Source organism: Pseudomonas berkeleyensis (genome assembly GCF_014109765.1).
Classification (GTDB): domain Bacteria; phylum Pseudomonadota; class Gammaproteobacteria; order Pseudomonadales; family Pseudomonadaceae; genus Aquipseudomonas; species Aquipseudomonas berkeleyensis.
The window spans coordinates 4,620,465-4,637,280 of record NZ_CP059139.1; the positions used below are offsets into that span (position 1 = coordinate 4,620,465).

Below are 16,816 nucleotides of genomic sequence, written 5' to 3' on the forward strand. Positions count from 1 at the left end.
TCCCGCACTCAGAGCAGCACCACATCGTACTGTTCCTGGGAATACATGCTTTCCACCTGGAACTTGATGGTTCGCCCGATGAAGGCTTCAAGATCGGCGACGTTCCCTGACTCTTCATCGAGCAGGCGGTCGACCACCTTCTGGTTGGCCAGCACGCGGTAGCTCTCGGCCTGATAGGCGCGCGCCTCACGCAGGATTTCGCGGAAGATCTCGTAGCAGATGGTTTCCGGGGTTTTCAACTTGCCGCGTCCCTGGCAGGCGCTGCACGGCTCGCAGAGAATCTGCTCGAGGCTCTCGCGTGTACGCTTGCGGGTCATCTGTACCAGACCGAGCTCGGTGATGCCGATGATGTTGGTCTTGGCATGGTCGCGCTCGAGCTGCTTCTCCAGGGTGCGCAGCACCTGGCGTTGATGCTCCTCGTCTTCCATGTCGATGAAGTCGATGATGATGATCCCGCCCAGGTTGCGCAGGCGCATCTGCCGGGCGATGGCCGTGGCCGCCTCCAGGTTGGTCTTGAAGATGGTTTCTTCGAGGGTACGGTGGCCGACGAAAGCACCAGTGTTGACGTCGATGGTGGTCATCGCCTCGGCCGGATCGACCACCAGGTAGCCGCCGGACTTGAGCGGCACCTTGCGCTCCAACGCGCGCTGGATTTCATCCTCGACGCCATACAGGTCGAAGATCGGTCGCTCGCCCGGATAGTGCTCCAGACGGTCGGCGATTTCCGGCATCAGTTCGGCGACGAACTGCGTGATTTTCTGAAAGGTTTCCCGCGAATCCACGCGAATCTTCTCGGTGCGCAGGCTGACCAGATCACGCAGGGTGCGCAGCGCCAGCGACAGATCCTCGTAGATCACCACCGGCGCTTTGGCGTTCTGGATCTGCGCGGCGATCTGATCCCACAGGCGGCGCAGATAGCGGATATCGATGAGAATCTCGTCGGCGCCAGCACCTTCGGCCGCAGTGCGCAGAATGAAACCGCCAGCTTCCTCGATCCCCTCGGCCGCCACGCAATCGGCCACCACCTGCTTGAGGCGGTCGCGCTCGGCCTCGTCCTCGATCTTCAGGGAAATGCCGACATGGCTGGTACGCGGCATGTACACCAGGTAACGCGAAGGAATCGACAACTGCGTGGTCAGGCGCGCACCCTTGCTGCCGATCGGATCCTTGGTCACCTGCACCACCAGGCTCTGCCCTTCGTGCACCAGAGCGCCGATCGGCTCGACCGCAGCCCCTTCACGGGTGGAAATTTCCGAAGCATGGATGAAAGCGGCGCGCTCCAGGCCGATGTCGACGAACGCCGCCTGCATGCCCGGCAGTACGCGCACCACCTTGCCTTTATAGATGTTGCCGACGATGCCGCGCTTTTGCGTACGCTCGACGTGCACTTCCTGCAGCACACCGTTTTCCACCACCGCCACGCGCGACTCCATCGGCGTGATATTGATCAGAATCTCTTCGCTCATGCATCCGTCCTGATGGATTCGTTGCCAGCCGCGGGCGGCAATTTCAATTAGTTCGCGGTTTCCGGTTGCCAGCAGGCAATGCCGAAGTCGCCCAGCATCTGCGCCGTTTCACACAACGGCAGCCCGACTACCGCCGAATAGCTGCCCTCGATACGGCTGACGAACACCGCCGCCAGCCCTTGAATACCATAACCGCCCGCCTTGTCGCAGGGTTCTCCGCTGGCCCAGTAGGCGGCGATTTCCGCCTCGCTCAACGGCCGAAAGGTGACATCGCTGCACACGATCTGCGCGGCTTCGGCGTCGCGGCTGACCAACGCCACAGCCGTCATCACCTGATGACTACGACCGGAAAGGCCGTTCAGCGTGCGGCAGAAATCCTCGAAATCCAGTGGTTTGCCGAGAATCCGACCATCGAGCACCACCACCGTATCGGCCCCCAGCACCACCGCATCGTCAGGATCGCTCAACGCGGCCAGGCCGGCGCGCGCCTTTTCCAGCGCCAGACGCTCTACATAGGCTGCGGCGGGCTCGTCAGGCAAGGGGCTTTCATCTATCGAAGCGATTTGCGTGACGCATGGCACAGCGATCTGGGCCAGCAGTTCACGACGACGGGGCGAAGCGGAGGCCAGGAAAAGCGTGGCCATGAGAATTCTCCCTATCGGACGAGTCTCGGCCCGGCGTATCCCGTGGCCGACCTCAGTTGACGTTCAGGCGGCGATGCAGCCCGCGCAGGAAGCCGCAGATCCACGGCCAGAGCAGTGCGCTGACCAGTGCCGGCAAGACGAATGCCAGCGTGGGCGGACGACTGCCGGTCAGGGCATTGAGCCACAGCTGTACCAGCTGAGCCAGGCCGAACACCACCATCAGCACCATGCTCTGCTGCCACATGGGGAACATGCGCAGACGCTGATGCAGGCTCAGCACCAGGAAGGTGATCAGGGTCAGAATCAATGCATGCTGCCCGAGCAGCGTGCCGAACAGCACATCCTGCGCCAGCCCCAGAACCCAGGCAGTGGTCATGCCGACCCGATGCGGGAGTGCCAAGACCCAGTAGGTCAACACCAGCGCCACCCAGAGCGGCCTGCCGATCTGCATGAACTCGGGCAGTGGCGAAACACTGAGCAGCAGCCCCAGGGCCAGGGTCAGCCAGATCACCCAGCCATTCCGCGGTTGTATGCCGACCATCAGTTACCCTCCTGCACGGGGGCCGCTTCGGACGGTACTGCCGGCGCGGCGGGAGCAGGAGCGGAACCTGGGGCCTGCTCGCCCTGCTGCACCTGCTCAGCCTCGCGATCCGCCGCTTCCTGGGCCTCGGCCGAGTCGTTGGCGCGCTGTTCCGGCGTACGCCGGTCGGAAAACACCAGTAGCAGATAACGACTGCGATTCAGCGCCGCGGTCGGTACGGCACGGACGATGGCGAAAGGCTGGCCGGAGTCGTGGATCACTTCCTTGACCGTGGCCACCGGGTAACCCGCGGGGAAACGCTGGCCCATGCCAGAGCTGACCAGCAGATCGCCTTCCTTGATATCCGCCGTATCAGCCACGTGACGCAGCTCCAGGCGTTCCGGGTTGCCGGTACCGACGGCAATGGCGCGCAGACCATTACGGTTGACCTGCACCGGGATGCTGTGGGTGGTATCGGTCAGCAGCAGCACCCGCGAGGTGTAAGGCATGATCTCGACTACCTGGCCCATCAGACCACGGGCATCGAGCACCGGCTGACCGAGGAACACACCGTCCTTCTCGCCCTTGTCGATGAGAATGCGGTGGGTATAGGGATTGGGATCGACGCCGATCAGTTCGCCGACCAGGACTTCCTCATCCACCAGCGCCGACGAGTTGAGCAACTCGCGCAAGCGCACGTTCTGCTCAGTGAGAGTGGCCAGCTTCTGCAGGCGACGCTGCAACAGCAGCGCCTCGGCCTTGAGCTTCTCGTTCTCGGCCATCAGCTCGCTGCGCGAGGAAATCTGCTGCGTGGCACCATCCCAGGCACGCACTGGCAGGTCGGCCAGCCAATAGAAGGGGGTCAGAACCAGGCCCATCTGACTGCGCGCCGACTTGAGCGCATCGAAACGCGCATCCACCACCATCAACACAGCCGAAAGCACGGCCAGCACCAGCAGGCGGATGCCCAGCGAGGGACCTTTGGCGAAGAGCGGCTTAATGGCCGGCTCCTTGTGTGCCACGAGGGCGGAAAGCGCGCGAATTCATGCGAAAGGCAAACCGGTCAGGCAAAGGTTGGGCCGAGTGTACTGCAATGCTCGAATATGCGCGTGCCGCCCGGAGGCGGCACGACAGCGAGCCACGAATGGAAGGCTTACTCGGTGGAGAGCAGATCCATCGCATGGCGATCCATCATTTCCAGCGCCTTGCCGCCGCCACGGGCGACGCAGGTCAGCGGGTCTTCGGCGACGATCACCGGCAGGCCGGTTTCCTGGCTCAGCAGCTTGTCCAGGTCACGCAGCAGCGCGCCACCACCGGTCAGCACCAGACCGCGCTCGGCGATGTCCGAGGCCAGCTCGGGTGGCGATTGCTCCAGCGCGCTCTTGACCGCCTGGACGATGGTCGCCAGGGATTCCTGCAGCGCCTCGAGCACTTCATTGGAGTTCAGGGTGAAGCTGCGCGGTACGCCTTCGGCCAGGTTACGGCCACGTACGTCGACTTCACGGATCTCGCCACCTGGGTAGGCGGTGCCGATTTCCTGCTTGATGCGCTCGGCGGTGCCTTCACCGATCAGCGAGCCGTAGTTGCGGCGCACGTAGGTGATGATGGCTTCGTCGAAACGGTCGCCGCCAACACGCACGGATTCCGCATAGACCACACCGTTGAGGGAGATCAGGGCGATCTCGGTGGTGCCGCCGCCGATGTCGACGACCATGGAACCACGGGCTTCCTCGACCGGCAGGCCGGCACCGATGGCTGCGGCCATCGGCTCTTCGATCAGGAACACTTCACGTGCCCCAGCGCCCAGAGCGGATTCGCGGATGGCGCGACGCTCGACCTGGGTCGATTTGCACGGCACGCAGATCAGCACACGCGGCGATGGCTGCAGGAAGCTGTTCTCGTGAACCTTGTTGATGAAGTACTGCAGCATCTTCTCGCAGACGCTGAAGTCGGCGATGACGCCATCCTTCATCGGGCGGATGGCAGAAATGTTGCCCGGCGTACGACCGAGCATGCGTTTGGCTTCGGTACCGACGGCCACGACGCTCTTCTGGTTGCCGTGGGTACGGATAGCGACCACGGACGGCTCATTCAGGACGATACCGCGCTCGCGCACATAAATAAGGGTATTGGCAGTGCCCAGGTCGATCGACAGATCGCTGGAAAACATGCCACGCAGTTTCTTGAACATTAGGAAGGGACCCTAGGCAACGCGTGGGTGAAGGCCAGGCGCGCAAAACGCGCAGGTAAAAAGTGCGGCAAACTCTAACAACGGCAGGGATTTTGAGCAAGGCGGCAATATGGTAGATTGCCTGTTTTTCCGGGCCTTGCAGCCGCACATCGCGGCCTTTGACCGCCTGCTCGCGACATCTGTTCCCTGCGACCTGCATACCGAAGCCCACCTTTCACTCTTCCACTGGAGAACCCCGATGGCGCTTGAACGCTCCGAGGTGGAAAAAATCGCCCACCTGGCCCGCCTGGGTCTGAACGAAGGCGATATTCCGCAAACCACCGAAACCCTGAACAACATCCTCGGCCTGATCGACCAGATGCAGGCCGTCGATACCCAGGGCATCGACCCCCTGGCTCACCCGCTGGAAGCCACCCAGCGCCTGCGCGCCGACGTGGTTACCGAGAGCAACCAGCGCGACGCCTACCAGGCCATCGCCCCGGCCGTGGAAAGCGGCCTGTACCTCGTGCCGAAAGTCATCGAATAAAAGGAAAAGGGTTCCCATGCATCAACTGACCCTCGCCGAGATTGCCCAAGGCCTCGCCGCCAAGCAGTTTTCCGCCGAAGAGCTGACCCGCAACCTGCTGGCGCGTATCGCTCAGCTCGACCCGCAGCTCAACAGCTTCATCACCGTTACCGAAGACCTGGCCATCGGCCAGGCCAAGGCCGCCGACGCCCGCCGCGCCGCCGGCGAGAACGGCGCCCTGCTCGGCGCGCCGATCGCCCACAAGGATCTGTTCTGCACCAACGGTGTGCTGACCAGTTGCGGCTCGAAGATCCTCACCGGTTTCAAGGCACCCTATGACGCTACCGTGGTCGAGAAACTCGCCACGGCTGGTGCCGTAACGCTCGGCAAACTGAACATGGACGAGTTCGCCATGGGCTCGGCCAACGAATCCAGCCACTACGGCCCGGTCAAGAACCCCTGGGATCTGACCCGCGTGCCTGGCGGCTCCTCGGGCGGCTCGGCAGCGGCGGTCGCTGCACGCCTGCTGCCGGCCGCCACCGGCACCGACACCGGCGGCTCGATCCGCCAGCCGGCCGCACTGACCAACCTCACCGGGATCAAACCGACCTACGGTCGTGTTTCGCGCTGGGGCATGATCGCCTATGCCTCCAGCCTCGATCAGGGCGGCCCGCTGGCCCGCACAGCCGAAGACTGCGCCCTGCTGCTGGGTGCCATGGCCGGCTTCGATCAGAAAGACTCGACCAGCGTCGATCAGCCGGTCGATGACTACCTGGCCGCTCTCGCCCAGCCGCTGGCCGGCCTGCGCATCGGCCTGCCGAAGGAATACTTCGGTGCCGGCCTCGACGCGCGTATCGGCGAGAAGGTGCTGGCCGTGGTCGAAGAGCTGAAGAAGCTCGGCGCCAGCGTCAAGGACATCAGCTTGCCGAACATGCAGCACGCCATTCCTGCCTACTACGTGATCGCACCGGCCGAGGCCAGCTCCAACCTGTCGCGTTTCGACGGCGTGCGCTTCGGCTATCGCTGCGAGAACCCGAAAGACCTGCAGGATCTGTACAAGCGCTCGCGTGGCGAAGGCTTCGGCGCCGAAGTGAAGCGGCGCATCATGGTCGGCACCTACGCGCTGTCCGCCGGTTACTACGACGCCTACTACATCAAGGCCCAGCAGATCCGCCGGCTGATCAAGAACGACTTCGTCGCCGCCTTCAAGGACGTCGACGTGATCCTCGGCCCAACCACGCCGAACTTGGCCTGGAAACTCGGCGAGAAGAACGCCGACCCGGTTTCCGCCTACCTGGAAGACATCTACACCATCACCGCCAACCTGGCCGGCATCCCCGGCCTGTCGATGCCGGCCGGCTTCGTCGATGGCCTGCCGGTGGGCGTGCAGTTGCTCGGCAACTACTTCCAGGAAGGTCGTCTGCTCAATGTCGCACACCAGTACCAGCAGGTCAGCGACTGGCACAAACAAGCACCGAGCGGCTTCTAAGCCATGGCGCAGCCATGCAGCCGTTTCCCCTCTCCCATTCATGGGAGAGGGTGGCGCGTAGCGCCGGGAGAGGGCTTGCTCACGCCATACAGGATCGAGGAACACTAAAGATGCAATGGGAAACCGTAATCGGGCTCGAGATTCACGCTCAGCTCAGCACCCAATCGAAGATATTCTCGGCCAGCGCCACCACCTTCGGCGCCGAACCGAACACCCAAGCCAGCCTGGTCGACCTCGGCATGCCCGGCACCCTGCCGGTGCTCAACTCCGAGGCCGTGCGCATGGCCTGCCAGTTCGGCCTGGCCATCGATGCAGAGATCGCCGAGCGTAACGTCTTCGCACGCAAGAACTACTTCTACCCGGATCTGCCGAAGGGCTACCAGACCAGCCAGATGGATCACCCCATCGTCGGTAAGGGCTTCCTCGACATCACCCTGGAAGACGGCACCGTCAAGCGCATCGGCATCACCCGCGCGCACCTGGAAGAGGACGCCGGCAAGAGCCTGCACGAAGACTTCCAGGGCATGAGCGGCATCGACCTGAACCGCGCCGGCACACCGCTGCTGGAAATCGTCTCCGAGCCGGACATCCGTTCAGCCAAGGAAGCGGTGGCCTATGTGAAGGCCATCCACGCACTCGTCCGCTACCTGGGCATCTGCGACGGCAACATGGCCGAAGGCTCGCTGCGTTGCGACTGCAACGTCTCGGTACGCCCGAAGGGCCAGGCCGAGTTCGGCACCCGCGCCGAGATCAAGAACGTCAACTCGTTCCGCTTCATCGAGAAAGCCATCAACCGCGAAGTGCAGCGCCAGATCGAGCTGATCGAAGACGGCGGCAAAGTGGTGCAGGAAACCCGCCTGTACGATCCCAACAAGGACCAGACGCGCTCCATGCGCAGCAAGGAAGAAGCCAACGACTACCGTTACTTCCCCTGCCCGGATCTGCTGCCGGTGGTGATCGAACGCAGCTTCCTCGAGGAACTGCGTGCCGGCCTGCCCGAGCTGCCGCCGCAGAAGCGTGAGCGCTTCGAGAGTCAGTTCGGCCTGTCCACCTACGACGCCAGCGTGCTCAGCGCCAGCCGCGAGCTGGCCGACTACTTCGAAGTCGTCGAGAAGACCTGCGGCGATGCCAAGCTGTCGGCCAACTGGGTGATGGGCGAGCTGTCCAGCCTGCTCAACAAGGAAGGCCTGGAGATCGAGCAGTCGCCAGTGTCCGCCGAGCAACTGGGCGGCATGATCCTGCGCATCAAGGACAACACCATCAGCGGCAAGATCGCCAAGATGGTCTTCGAGGCCCTAGCGGCTGGTGAAGGCGCGACGGCTGACGAAGTGATCGAGAAGAAGGGCCTCAAGCAGGTCACCGATTCCGGCGCCATCGAGGCGATGCTCGATGAGGTGCTGGCCGCCAATGCCGAGCAGGTCGAGCAGTACCGCGCCAGCGACGAAGCCAAGCGCGGCAAGATGTTCGGCTTCTTCGTCGGTCAGGCCATGAAAGCCTCCAAAGGCAAGGCCAACCCGGGGCAAGTGAACGAACTGCTGAAGAAAAAGCTCGAAGGCTGAGTCGAACCGTCTCGCTGTCTTAAGAAACGACGCCGGGCTTGCCCGGCGTCTTTCCATCAGGAGAACCCTGCAATGGCCACCCGTAGCCCGGATGCAATCTGGGAATTCTCACTACCCCGGATAGCCTCCGGACTACAGACATACGCCCTGCTCGGCGCACTCGCCCTGCTCACCGGCTGTTCTACCTTTGGCGGCGGTGGCAGTGGCGCCAGCGAAAGTGGCAAGGCGTCCTACTATGGCGACCGCCATCATGGACAGAAGACCGCCAGTGGCGAGCGCTTCAACCAGAATGCGCTGACCGCTGCACACCGTAGCCTGCCCTTCGGCACCCGAGTGCGCGTCACCAATCTGAACAACGAGCGCAGTGTGGTGGTGCGCATCAACGACCGCGGCCCGTTCGTGCGCGGGCGCGTCATTGATGTCTCTCGCGCCGCCGCTGAGCGCCTGGACATGCTACGCGCCGGCGTGGTGCCGGTACGCATCGAAGCACTGGATTGATACGAGGATGCAAACGCAATGAGCGACACACATGACCAGGGTTTGAAAGTCCGCCGCGAGGTGATGGGCGACGCCTTCGTCGACCGCGCCCAGGGTAATGCCACCGAATTCACCCAGCCGCTACAGGATTTCATCAACGAGCATGCCTGGGGCGGCGTGTGGACGCGCAGCGGCCTGCCGCGCGCGACCCGCAGCCTGATCACCCTGGCCGCACTGACCGCGTTGAAGTGCCCGCAGGAGCTAAAGGGCCATGTGCGTGGCGCACTGAACAACGGCTGCACCGTCGAAGAAATCCGCGAAACCCTGCTGCACTGCGCTGTTTACGCCGGCGTGCCAGCCAGCATCGACGCCTTCCGCGCCGCCCAGGAAGTCATCGAGGAATATCAGAGCAAATGAAACGCAGGGCAGGTACGACCGGCCATTAGCACGCTGGCGAGTGCCGCCCTACGCCCGATCCTAGATCCACCCGCCCCACTGCAGGATCAGCAGACCGATATTGGTGGTGACCACCGCCGCCAGCGTGGTGATCACAATGATCGCCGCCGCCAGCTCATGGTTGGCACCGACGGCACGCGCCATGACGAAGCTGGCCGCCGCCGTCGGGCTGGCGAAATAGAGGAAGAGAATCGCCAGGTCGGCATCACGAAAGCCCCACAACCAGGCACCCAGCGTCGAGATCAACGGCAGCCAGACCATTTTCATCAGGCTGGAACCGACGGCGACGCCACTGCTGCGGCGCAACGAGTTGAGGCTGAGCGTACCGCCGATACAGATCAGCGCCAGCGGCAGGGTCATCTGCGCGAAATACTGCCCAGAGGTCATCAGCCAGGCCGGCAGCGGAATCTGCCAGTAGGCGAAGGGAATCGCCGCCAGCACCCCGATGATCAGCGGGTTGGTCACGATGCTCTTGCTGATGGCCAGCACACCGGTCTTGGCACCCGGGCTGTAGATGGCCAGGACGATGGCCGAGAGCACGTTGTAGCAGAGGATCACCACGCCACCGAGCACCGCGCCCAGCGACAGGCCGTAATCGCCGTACATGCTGGTGGCCAGCGCCAGACCGACGATACCGTTGTTACCGCGAAACGCGCCTTGGGTGTAGATACCTCGGTCGACGTGCGGCACTCGCCAGATCGCCCATGCCCAGGCGATGGCAAAGCACACCAGCGTGGCGATCACGAAGAACAGCAGCAACTCGGGTTGCAGCGCCGTACTCAGGTCGGCCTTGACGATGCCGATGAACAGCAGGGTCGGCATGGTGCCGCGAAACACCAGACTGGAAGCGGTGTCGATGAAGGCGTTGTCGATCCAGTGCAGGCGCTTGAGCGCCACACCGAGAAACAGCATGGCGAATACGGGTGCAGTAATGGCGAGGGTTTGCTGGATGACGGCGAACATCACGGCACCGAAAGGTCGTCTGACAACCTATGTTAGCCGGCTAAGCATTTTCCGGCTATGGGCAATCACGCGCGATTCGAGGGTGTAGGGTGAACCGGGTCACCGGCCGCTCGTAGCGTAGCGAACAGTCCACCGAGTCTTCGTAGCCCAAATCACAGTTCTCCAGTGCAACACCGACGGCGTACTGCTTCGCGAGTACGCCCTACAGCGTGAGAACTCACGCAAGTAGGGTGAACCGAATCGCCGCCCGGTACGCCCTACTTGTTGAGCAGTTAAAAGGCTCAGCGGCGAACCGGGCGCTTCTGCAACTTGCGCTGCAAGGTGCGGCGGTGCATGCCCAGGGCGCGGGCTGTCGCAGAGATATTACCTTCGTGCTCGGCCAGAACCCGCTGAATATGCTCCCACTGCAGGCGATCCACCGACATCGGGTTTTCCGGCACCAGGCTATCCAGGTCGGCATGCTCGGAGAGCAACGCAGTCAGCACATCATCGGCATCGGCCGGTTTGCACAGGTAGTTGGCGGCCCCGCGCTTGATCGCCTCAACCGCAGTGGCGATGCTGGAATAACCGGTAAGGAGCACCACTCGCATCTCGGCGTCCAACTCCAGCAGCTTGGGCAGTAGCACCAGGCCAGAGTCGCCCTCCATCTTCAGATCCACCACCGCGTAATCGGGCAGATCCTCCTTGGCCAGCGCCAGGCCTTCTTCGGCACTGGAGGCAGTGGACACGCGCAGACCACGGCGGCTCATGGCGCGAGCCATGACGCGGGTAAAGGTCGGGTCATCGTCCACCAGCAGCAGGTGGGGCTGCTCCTCGCCTTCGAACAGGGATTCTTCGCTCATGCTGGTTTTTCCTTCTCAGGCCACGCCATAGGCTCGCGGCAACTTCAATTCGGTGAGGGTGCCGCCTTCTTCATGGTTATACAACTTAACCGTACCACCGGCGCGGGTCACGCTGGCCTGGCTGAGGAACAGCCCCAGGCCGAAACCCTTGCCCTTGGTGGTGAAGAACGGCCGGCCAAGCTGCTCAGCGATGGCCAGCGGCACGCCAGCGCCATGATCACGGATACTCAGGCGCACCCACTGATGATCCCAGTCCAGACGAATGTCGAGCTTGTCCGGGCAGGCATCGGCAGCGTTGTTCAACAAGTTGAGCAGCGCCTGGGTGAGATCGGCGGGCGGCATCAGCTTGGGCGGCGTACCGCGCCCCAGGCACTGGTAGCGATAGCTGGCTTCGGGACGCATCAGGTGCCAGCGATTCAAGGTCGTTTCCAGCCATTCGACACAGGACTGTTCCACCACCGCCTGACGCCGATCGTTCTCGGCAGCACGCACCAGTTGCTGCAGGGTGTACTTGCACAGCTTGACCTGCTCCTGCAGCAACGCCAGGTCGTCCTGCAGAGCCGGTTTGTCACTGTATTCCTGACGCAGCTCCTTGAGCAGCACGCTCATGGTCGCCAATGGCGTGCCAAGCTCATGGGCGGCGCCGGCAGCCTGGGTGGCCACGGCCAACAACTGCTGATCACGCAGGCTTTCCTCGCGACGCTCGGCGCGTAGCTCGTCCTGGCGGCGCAGCTCTTCGGCCATTTTGGCGACGAAGAAGGTGATCAACGACGCGGCCAGAGCGAAACTCAGCCACATGCCATAGACCAGCAAACTCTCGCGCGCGGCGGGCAGCTCCATCGGGTGCGTCCACACCAGCAGCAGGGTATAGCCAGTCAGTGCCATACCGGAGAGGACGATGGTGAACATCCACGGCAGGGTCGCCGCAGCGATGGTCAGCGGCACCAGATAGTAGGAAACGAAGGGGTTGGTCGAACCACCCGAGTAGTACAACAGCACGCTGTGGATGATCAGGTCGCAACCCAGTTGCACCGCGTACTCCACTTCGGTGACCGGCCATGGGCCACGCAGGCGCAACGCCGTGCCCAGGCACAACAGCAGGGAGATGCCGAGGGTGACCGATAACTGCATCCAGGGCAGCGGCAATATGCCCGACTTGTAAGCGAGCCCCACCGAGCCAGCCTGGGCTGCCAGTACGAGAATACGAATCAGGGTGAGCCGCCAGAGATTCTGGCGACTGGCGGACAATAACTGCACGGGTTCGAGCATGAAGACTCCCTAGGCTGGAGGCGAGTATAACCAAGCAGAACGCGGCCTTCCGCCGCTGCGTCAACCGGACGCACAGCCGCATGACTAGAGTTTGTACGCCCGACCATAAAAAGATGAACCGCATTTAACCCGAATGGTCACTAGGCTTCGTCTACCCTCGGGAAACGGCCACAAGGCCATCAGAAAAGGAACTGCACATGCGCACCATGCCCCGTATCGCCTCTGCCCTCGCCCTGACCATCGCCAGCCTGGCCAGCACTGGCCTGTTGGCGGACGACGCGCGCTACAACCAGATTGCCCTGCGCGCCGAGGTCAATCAGGAGGTCGCCCACGACCTGATGCATGTCACCCTCTACACCGAATCGCAGAACAGCGATCCGGCCAAGCTGGCCGCGGAGATCACCAATACCCTGAACCAGACCCTGGAGCAGGCTCGTAAGGTGAATGGTGTGGCGGTCAAGCTGGGTAGCCGCAACAGCTACCCGGTGTATGACGACAAGGGTCAGAAGATCACTGCCTGGCGCGAGCGTGCCGAGGTGCGCCTGGAGAGTGCAGACTTCGCCCGCCTGTCCACCCTGACCGGTGAACTGCTGCAGAAGATGAAGATGGGCGGTATGGATTTCAGCATCGCCGGCGACACCCGCAAGACCCGCGAAGACGCCATGCTCAAGGACGCCGTGAATGCCTTCAAGGCCCGCGCGCAACTGGCGACCGAAGCCCTGGGTGGCAAGGGCTACAAACTGGTCAGCCTGAGCCTGAACACCGGCGGTTTTCAGCCGCAGATGGCCATGCGCAACTTCGAGGCCAAAGGCATGGCGATGATGGATGCAGCGCCCACACCGGAAATCGAAGCCGGCACCAGCCAGGTCACGGTAAGCGCCGATGGCGTCATCGAAGTGCAAATGCCCTGATTCACGCCCCGCAACAAAGCAGCGCCGTTGTCGACAGATAACGGCGTTTTGCCATCTTTTCCCTGCATATTTTCATAAATGCGACAGCGGCTTACAACGCCGTAGCGCTAACCTTGTTTACCTCAAAAACGCGCTTGCCTCAGGCACATGCCCTGCATAGCTTGCCAGGAGGCTCCCATAAGGAGCTCCTCGACAAAAAGCACAAAAATGAAGAGGTCATGATGCGCAAGAACGCCCTTATCCAGGCTTTGCTTACCGCTGGGCTGATCGCCAGCGCTCCTCTCGCCAGCGCCGCCAACCTGGTGTTCTGTTCCGAAGGCAGCCCCGCCGGTTTCGACCCAGGCCTTTACACCACCGGTACCGATTTCGATGCCGCAGCGGAAACCATCTTCAACCGCCTGACCCAGTTCGAACGGGGCGGCACCAAGGTCGAGCCCGGCCTGGCCGAAAGCTGGGAGGTCTCCGACGATGGCCTCAGCTACACCTTCAAACTGCGACCGGGGGTGAAATTTCACACCACCGAGTACTTCAAGCCCAGCCGCGAGTTCAACGCCGATGACGTGCTGTTCACCTTCGAGCGCATGCTCGACAAGGATCACCCGTTCCGCAAGGCATACCCCACCGAGTTCCCCTACTTCACCGACATGGGCATGGACAGCAACATCGCCAAACTGGAGAAGCTGGGCGATCACAGCGTGCGCTTCACCCTCAACGAGGTGGACGCCGCCTTCGTGCAGAACCTGGCGATGAGCTTTGCCTCGATCCAGTCTGCCGAGTATGCCGACCAGTTGCTCAAGGCCGGCAAGGCCGCCGATATCAACCAGAAGCCCATCGGCACCGGCCCCTTCGTCTTCAGCCGCTACCAGAAGGACGCGGTGATTCGTTACAAGGGCAATACCGATTACTGGAAACCCGAGGACGTGAAGATCGACAACCTGATCTTCGCCATCAATACCGACGCCTCGGTGCGCATGCAGAAGCTGCGCGCGGGCGAATGCCACGTCACCCTGTTCCCGCGCCCGGCCGATATCGACGCGCTGCAGAAGGACGCCAAGCTACAGATGCCTGAGCAGGCCGGTTTCAACGTCGGCTACATCGCCTACAACGTCACTCACCCGCCGTTCGACAAACTGGAAGTGCGCCAGGCGCTGGACATGGCGGTGAACAAGCAGGCGATCCTCGATGCGGTGTATCAGAAGGCTGGCCAGTTGGCCGTAAACGGCATGCCGCCGACTCAATGGTCGTATAACCAGGACATCAAGGATCCGGCCTTCGACCCGGAGAAGGCCAAGGAATTGCTCAAGGCAGCCGGCGTCAAGGAAGGCACCGAGATCACGCTCTGGGCCATGCCGGTGCAGCGGCCGTACAACCCCAACGCCAAACTGATCGCCGAGATGCTGCAGGCCGACTGGGCCAAGATCGGCATCAAGGCCCGCATCGTCAGCTACGAATGGGGCGAGTACCTCAAGCGCGCCAAAGCCGGCGAACACGATGCCATGTTGATCGGCTGGAGCGGCGACAACGGCGACCCGGACAACTGGCTTGGCACCCTCTACGGCTGCGATGCGGTCGACGGCAACAACTTCTCCAAATGGTGCTACGAGGACTATGACAAGCTGGTCAAGGCCGCCAAGCGCACCACCGATGTGGGCGAACGCACCGAGCTGTACAAGCAGGCACAGGTGATCCTCAAGCGCGAAGTGCCGATCACCCCGCTGGCACACTCCACCGTGTACCAGCCGATGCGCAAGGAAGTGCAGGACTTCCGCATCAGTCCGTTCGCACTCAACTCCTTCTATGGTGTAGGAATAGCCAAGTGATGGCAGGCGGCGTGGCCCAGGGCACGCCGCCTCTACCCTGGACAGGAGTTACCCATGCCCTTTCTCCGAGGCGGCCTGTTGTTGGCCGCACTGCTCACCGTGCACGCGCAGGCCGCGAACAATCTGGTGGTCTGCACCGAGGCCAGTCCGGAAGGCTTCGACATCGTTCAGTACACGGCGGCGACCACGGCCGACGCCAGCGCCGAGACGCTGTTCGAACGCCTGGTGGACTTCGCCCCCGGCAGCACTCAGATCGTGCCCGCACTGGCAAAGAGCTGGGAAATCGCCGACGACGGCCTGAGCTACACCTTCACCCTGCGCCAGGGCGTGAAGTTCCACGCCAACAAGGGCTTCACTCCACGCAGAGAATTCAATGCCGACGATGTGCTGTGGAGCTTCCAGCGCCAGCTCGACCCGGCTCACCCCTGGCACAAACTGTCGCCGCGCGGCTTTCCCTATGCCGAGTCAATGGGCCTGGCGCAGTTGATCGAACGCGTGGAAAAACTCGACGAGCATCGCGTGCGCTTCGTTCTCAAACACCCCGAGGCGCCCTTCCTGGCCAACCTGGCCATGGGCTTCGCCTCGATTTATTCCGCCGAGTACGCCGATCACCTGCTTGCCGCGAACACGCCTGAACGATTGAATGCAGAGCCCATCGGCACCGGCCCCTTCGTCTTCGAACGCTACACCAAGGATGCCCAGGTACGCTTTCGCGGCAACCCCGATTACTGGGGCGAGCCGCCTGCAATCGAGCGCCTGGTGCTGGCCATCACCCCCGAGCCCAACGTGCGCCAGCAACGCCTGAAGGCCGGCGACTGCCAGATCAGCCTGTTCCCGCGTCCCGTGGACATTCCCGCCCTGAAGGCCGATACGAAGCTGCAGGTACTGGAGCTGGACTCGCTGCTGACCGCCTATATCGGCATCAACACCCGTCACCCACCGCTGGATGACGTGCGCGTGCGCCAGGCCCTGAACCTGGCGTTCGACAAGGCTGCCTACATTCGCGCGCAATACGGCGAAGGCAACGCGACACCTGCCGTTGCGCCCTACCCGGCAACCTTGTGGGGGCATGACGACACGCTGAAGGACTGGCCTCACGACCCTGAGCGCGCCCGCCAGTTGCTGGCCGAGGCGGGCCATGGCGATGGTTTCAAGCTGTCGATCTGGACGCGCCCCGGCGGCGGCCCGACCAATCCCAACCCGGGTATCGGCGCACAGATGCTGCAGGCTGATCTCGCCGCCATCGGCATTCAAAGCGACATCCGCGTGTTCGAATGGGGCGAACTGATCAAGCGCGCCAAGAATGGCGAGCACGACCTGGTGTTCATGGGCTGGGCCGGCGACAACGGCGACCCGGATAATTTCCTCACCCCCAACCTGTCCTGCGCCGCCGCCAGAAGTGGCGAGAACCAGGCCGGCTGGTGCGATGAAAGCTTCGACAGGCTGATCACCCAGGCACGCCAGGAACCCGAGCAGGGCAAGCGCGCCGCGTTGTATCGTCAGGCCCTGGCGATCTTCCATGAGCAGGCTCCCTGGATCGCCTTGGCGCATCCGAAGCAGTTCGTCGCCCTGCGTAAAGGTGTGGAAGGCTTCGTCCTCAGTCCCATGGGCTCGAACAATTTCGCCAGGGTTAAAGTGCCATGAGTCGTCGTAGCCCGGATGCAATCCGGGACTTCTTTGCCACGCCCTTCAACCAATCCCCGG

16 protein-coding genes are annotated in these 16,816 nt (G+C 62.7%); 8 read left to right on the forward strand and 8 right to left on the reverse strand.

All coding sequences use genetic code 11. From position 1 onward, the window contains the following. Positions 1-8: 8 nt before the first annotated feature. The 5 genes from rng to mreB all read right to left on the reverse strand — a co-directional run bounded on the left by rng (position 9) and on the right by mreB (position 4,821). Complete coding sequence (gene rng / locus HS968_RS21420) at positions 9-1,466, reverse strand: ribonuclease G (RefSeq protein WP_182368597.1); 1,458 nt, start codon at positions 1,464-1,466, stop codon at positions 9-11. Between the two features lie 47 nt (positions 1,467-1,513). Next, positions 1,514-2,110 (reverse strand): Maf family protein, encoded by a 597-nt coding sequence (locus tag HS968_RS21425; protein WP_182368598.1) that lies wholly within the window; start codon positions 2,108-2,110, stop codon positions 1,514-1,516. Positions 2,111-2,162: 52 nt separating this feature from the next. After that, the gene (gene mreD, locus HS968_RS21430; protein ID WP_119694501.1) at positions 2,163-2,651 is read right to left on the reverse strand and encodes a rod shape-determining protein MreD; all 489 of its coding nucleotides are present in this window, start codon (positions 2,649-2,651) and stop codon (positions 2,163-2,165) included. Next, a complete protein-coding gene (mreC, locus tag HS968_RS21435) occupies positions 2,651-3,583 on the reverse strand; it encodes a rod shape-determining protein MreC (RefSeq protein WP_238338976.1) in 933 nt (310 codons plus the stop codon). The genes mreD and mreC overlap by 1 nt, the downstream gene beginning before the upstream one ends. Before the next feature lie 200 nt (positions 3,584-3,783). After that, positions 3,784-4,821, reverse strand: a complete 1,038-nt coding sequence (mreB, locus tag HS968_RS21440; RefSeq protein WP_013714086.1) for a rod shape-determining protein MreB — start codon at positions 4,819-4,821, stop codon at positions 3,784-3,786. Positions 4,822-5,059: 238 nt separating this feature from the next. Here mreB and gatC point away from each other — a divergent pair, with 238 nt between their 5' ends. From gatC to HS968_RS21465, 5 genes are all read left to right on the forward strand, one after another. Continuing rightward, positions 5,060-5,347, forward strand: a complete 288-nt coding sequence (gene gatC / locus HS968_RS21445; protein ID WP_182368599.1) for an Asp-tRNA(Asn)/Glu-tRNA(Gln) amidotransferase subunit GatC — start codon at positions 5,060-5,062, stop codon at positions 5,345-5,347. A gap of 16 nt (positions 5,348-5,363) precedes the next feature. Further along, a complete protein-coding gene (gene gatA / locus HS968_RS21450) occupies positions 5,364-6,815 on the forward strand; it encodes an Asp-tRNA(Asn)/Glu-tRNA(Gln) amidotransferase subunit GatA (RefSeq protein WP_182368600.1) in 1,452 nt (483 codons plus the stop codon). Between the two features lie 110 nt (positions 6,816-6,925). Next, on the forward strand, positions 6,926-8,374 hold the full coding sequence (gene gatB, locus HS968_RS21455; RefSeq protein ID WP_182368602.1) for an Asp-tRNA(Asn)/Glu-tRNA(Gln) amidotransferase subunit GatB: 1,449 nt from the start codon (positions 6,926-6,928) through the stop codon (positions 8,372-8,374). 72 nt (positions 8,375-8,446) lie between these two features. Further along, the gene (locus HS968_RS21460; RefSeq protein ID WP_119694497.1) at positions 8,447-8,872 is read left to right on the forward strand and encodes a septal ring lytic transglycosylase RlpA family protein; all 426 of its coding nucleotides are present in this window, start codon (positions 8,447-8,449) and stop codon (positions 8,870-8,872) included. A gap of 18 nt (positions 8,873-8,890) precedes the next feature. After that, positions 8,891-9,268 carry a carboxymuconolactone decarboxylase family protein gene (locus HS968_RS21465; protein WP_119694496.1) on the forward strand — a complete coding sequence of 126 codons (378 nt, stop codon included), beginning with the start codon at positions 8,891-8,893 and terminating at the stop codon, positions 9,266-9,268. Between the two features lie 60 nt (positions 9,269-9,328). Here HS968_RS21465 and HS968_RS21470 read toward each other — a convergent pair whose 3' ends face one another. From HS968_RS21470 to HS968_RS21480, 3 genes are all read right to left on the reverse strand, one after another. Beyond that, entirely contained in the window at positions 9,329-10,270 is a 942-nt protein-coding gene (locus tag HS968_RS21470; RefSeq protein WP_182368603.1) for an AEC family transporter, read from the reverse strand. Between the two features lie 281 nt (positions 10,271-10,551). Next, a complete protein-coding gene (locus HS968_RS21475) occupies positions 10,552-11,112 on the reverse strand; it encodes a response regulator transcription factor (protein ID WP_106737153.1) in 561 nt (186 codons plus the stop codon). A 15-nt stretch (positions 11,113-11,127) separates the two neighbouring features. Continuing rightward, positions 11,128-12,381 carry an ATP-binding protein gene (locus HS968_RS21480; protein ID WP_119694494.1) on the reverse strand — a complete coding sequence of 418 codons (1,254 nt, stop codon included), beginning with the start codon at positions 12,379-12,381 and terminating at the stop codon, positions 11,128-11,130. A 197-nt stretch (positions 12,382-12,578) separates the two neighbouring features. On the opposite strand from HS968_RS21480, the gene HS968_RS21485 reads away from it, so the two are divergent. The 3 genes from HS968_RS21485 (at position 12,579) to HS968_RS21495 (ending at position 16,756) form a co-directional block, all read left to right on the forward strand. Next, on the forward strand, positions 12,579-13,292 hold the full coding sequence (locus tag HS968_RS21485; protein WP_182368604.1) for an SIMPL domain-containing protein: 714 nt from the start codon (positions 12,579-12,581) through the stop codon (positions 13,290-13,292). Positions 13,293-13,513: 221 nt separating this feature from the next. Continuing rightward, positions 13,514-15,112 carry an ABC transporter substrate-binding protein gene (locus HS968_RS21490; RefSeq protein WP_182368605.1) on the forward strand — a complete coding sequence of 533 codons (1,599 nt, stop codon included), beginning with the start codon at positions 13,514-13,516 and terminating at the stop codon, positions 15,110-15,112. 54 nt (positions 15,113-15,166) lie between these two features. Continuing rightward, entirely contained in the window at positions 15,167-16,756 is a 1,590-nt protein-coding gene (locus HS968_RS21495) for an ABC transporter substrate-binding protein (RefSeq protein WP_182368606.1), read from the forward strand. Positions 16,757-16,816: the final 60 nt, after the last annotated feature.

What these genes read in the sequence shown, in the direction of transcription:
- rng (WP_182368597.1), bottom strand. Translation starts at nt 1,466, where the DNA reads ATGAGCGAAGAGATTCTGATCAATATCACGCCGATGGAGTCGCGCGTG.
- HS968_RS21425 (WP_182368598.1), bottom strand. Translation starts at nt 2,110, where the DNA reads ATGGCCACGCTTTTCCTGGCCTCCGCTTCGCCCCGTCGTCGTGAACTG.
- mreD (WP_119694501.1), bottom strand. Translation starts at nt 2,651, where the DNA reads ATGGTCGGCATACAACCGCGGAATGGCTGGGTGATCTGGCTGACCCTG.
- mreB (WP_013714086.1), bottom strand. Translation starts at nt 4,821, where the DNA reads ATGTTCAAGAAACTGCGTGGCATGTTTTCCAGCGATCTGTCGATCGAC.
- gatC (WP_182368599.1), top strand. Translation starts at nt 5,060, where the DNA reads ATGGCGCTTGAACGCTCCGAGGTGGAAAAAATCGCCCACCTGGCCCGC.
- gatA (WP_182368600.1), top strand. Translation starts at nt 5,364, where the DNA reads ATGCATCAACTGACCCTCGCCGAGATTGCCCAAGGCCTCGCCGCCAAG.
- gatB (WP_182368602.1), top strand. Translation starts at nt 6,926, where the DNA reads ATGCAATGGGAAACCGTAATCGGGCTCGAGATTCACGCTCAGCTCAGC.
- HS968_RS21460 (WP_119694497.1), top strand. Translation starts at nt 8,447, where the DNA reads ATGGCCACCCGTAGCCCGGATGCAATCTGGGAATTCTCACTACCCCGG.
- HS968_RS21465 (WP_119694496.1), top strand. Translation starts at nt 8,891, where the DNA reads ATGAGCGACACACATGACCAGGGTTTGAAAGTCCGCCGCGAGGTGATG.
- HS968_RS21470 (WP_182368603.1), bottom strand. Translation starts at nt 10,270, where the DNA reads ATGTTCGCCGTCATCCAGCAAACCCTCGCCATTACTGCACCCGTATTC.
- HS968_RS21475 (WP_106737153.1), bottom strand. Translation starts at nt 11,112, where the DNA reads ATGAGCGAAGAATCCCTGTTCGAAGGCGAGGAGCAGCCCCACCTGCTG.
- HS968_RS21480 (WP_119694494.1), bottom strand. Translation starts at nt 12,381, where the DNA reads ATGCTCGAACCCGTGCAGTTATTGTCCGCCAGTCGCCAGAATCTCTGG.
- HS968_RS21485 (WP_182368604.1), top strand. Translation starts at nt 12,579, where the DNA reads ATGCGCACCATGCCCCGTATCGCCTCTGCCCTCGCCCTGACCATCGCC.
- HS968_RS21490 (WP_182368605.1), top strand. Translation starts at nt 13,514, where the DNA reads ATGCGCAAGAACGCCCTTATCCAGGCTTTGCTTACCGCTGGGCTGATC.
- HS968_RS21495 (WP_182368606.1), top strand. Translation starts at nt 15,167, where the DNA reads ATGCCCTTTCTCCGAGGCGGCCTGTTGTTGGCCGCACTGCTCACCGTG.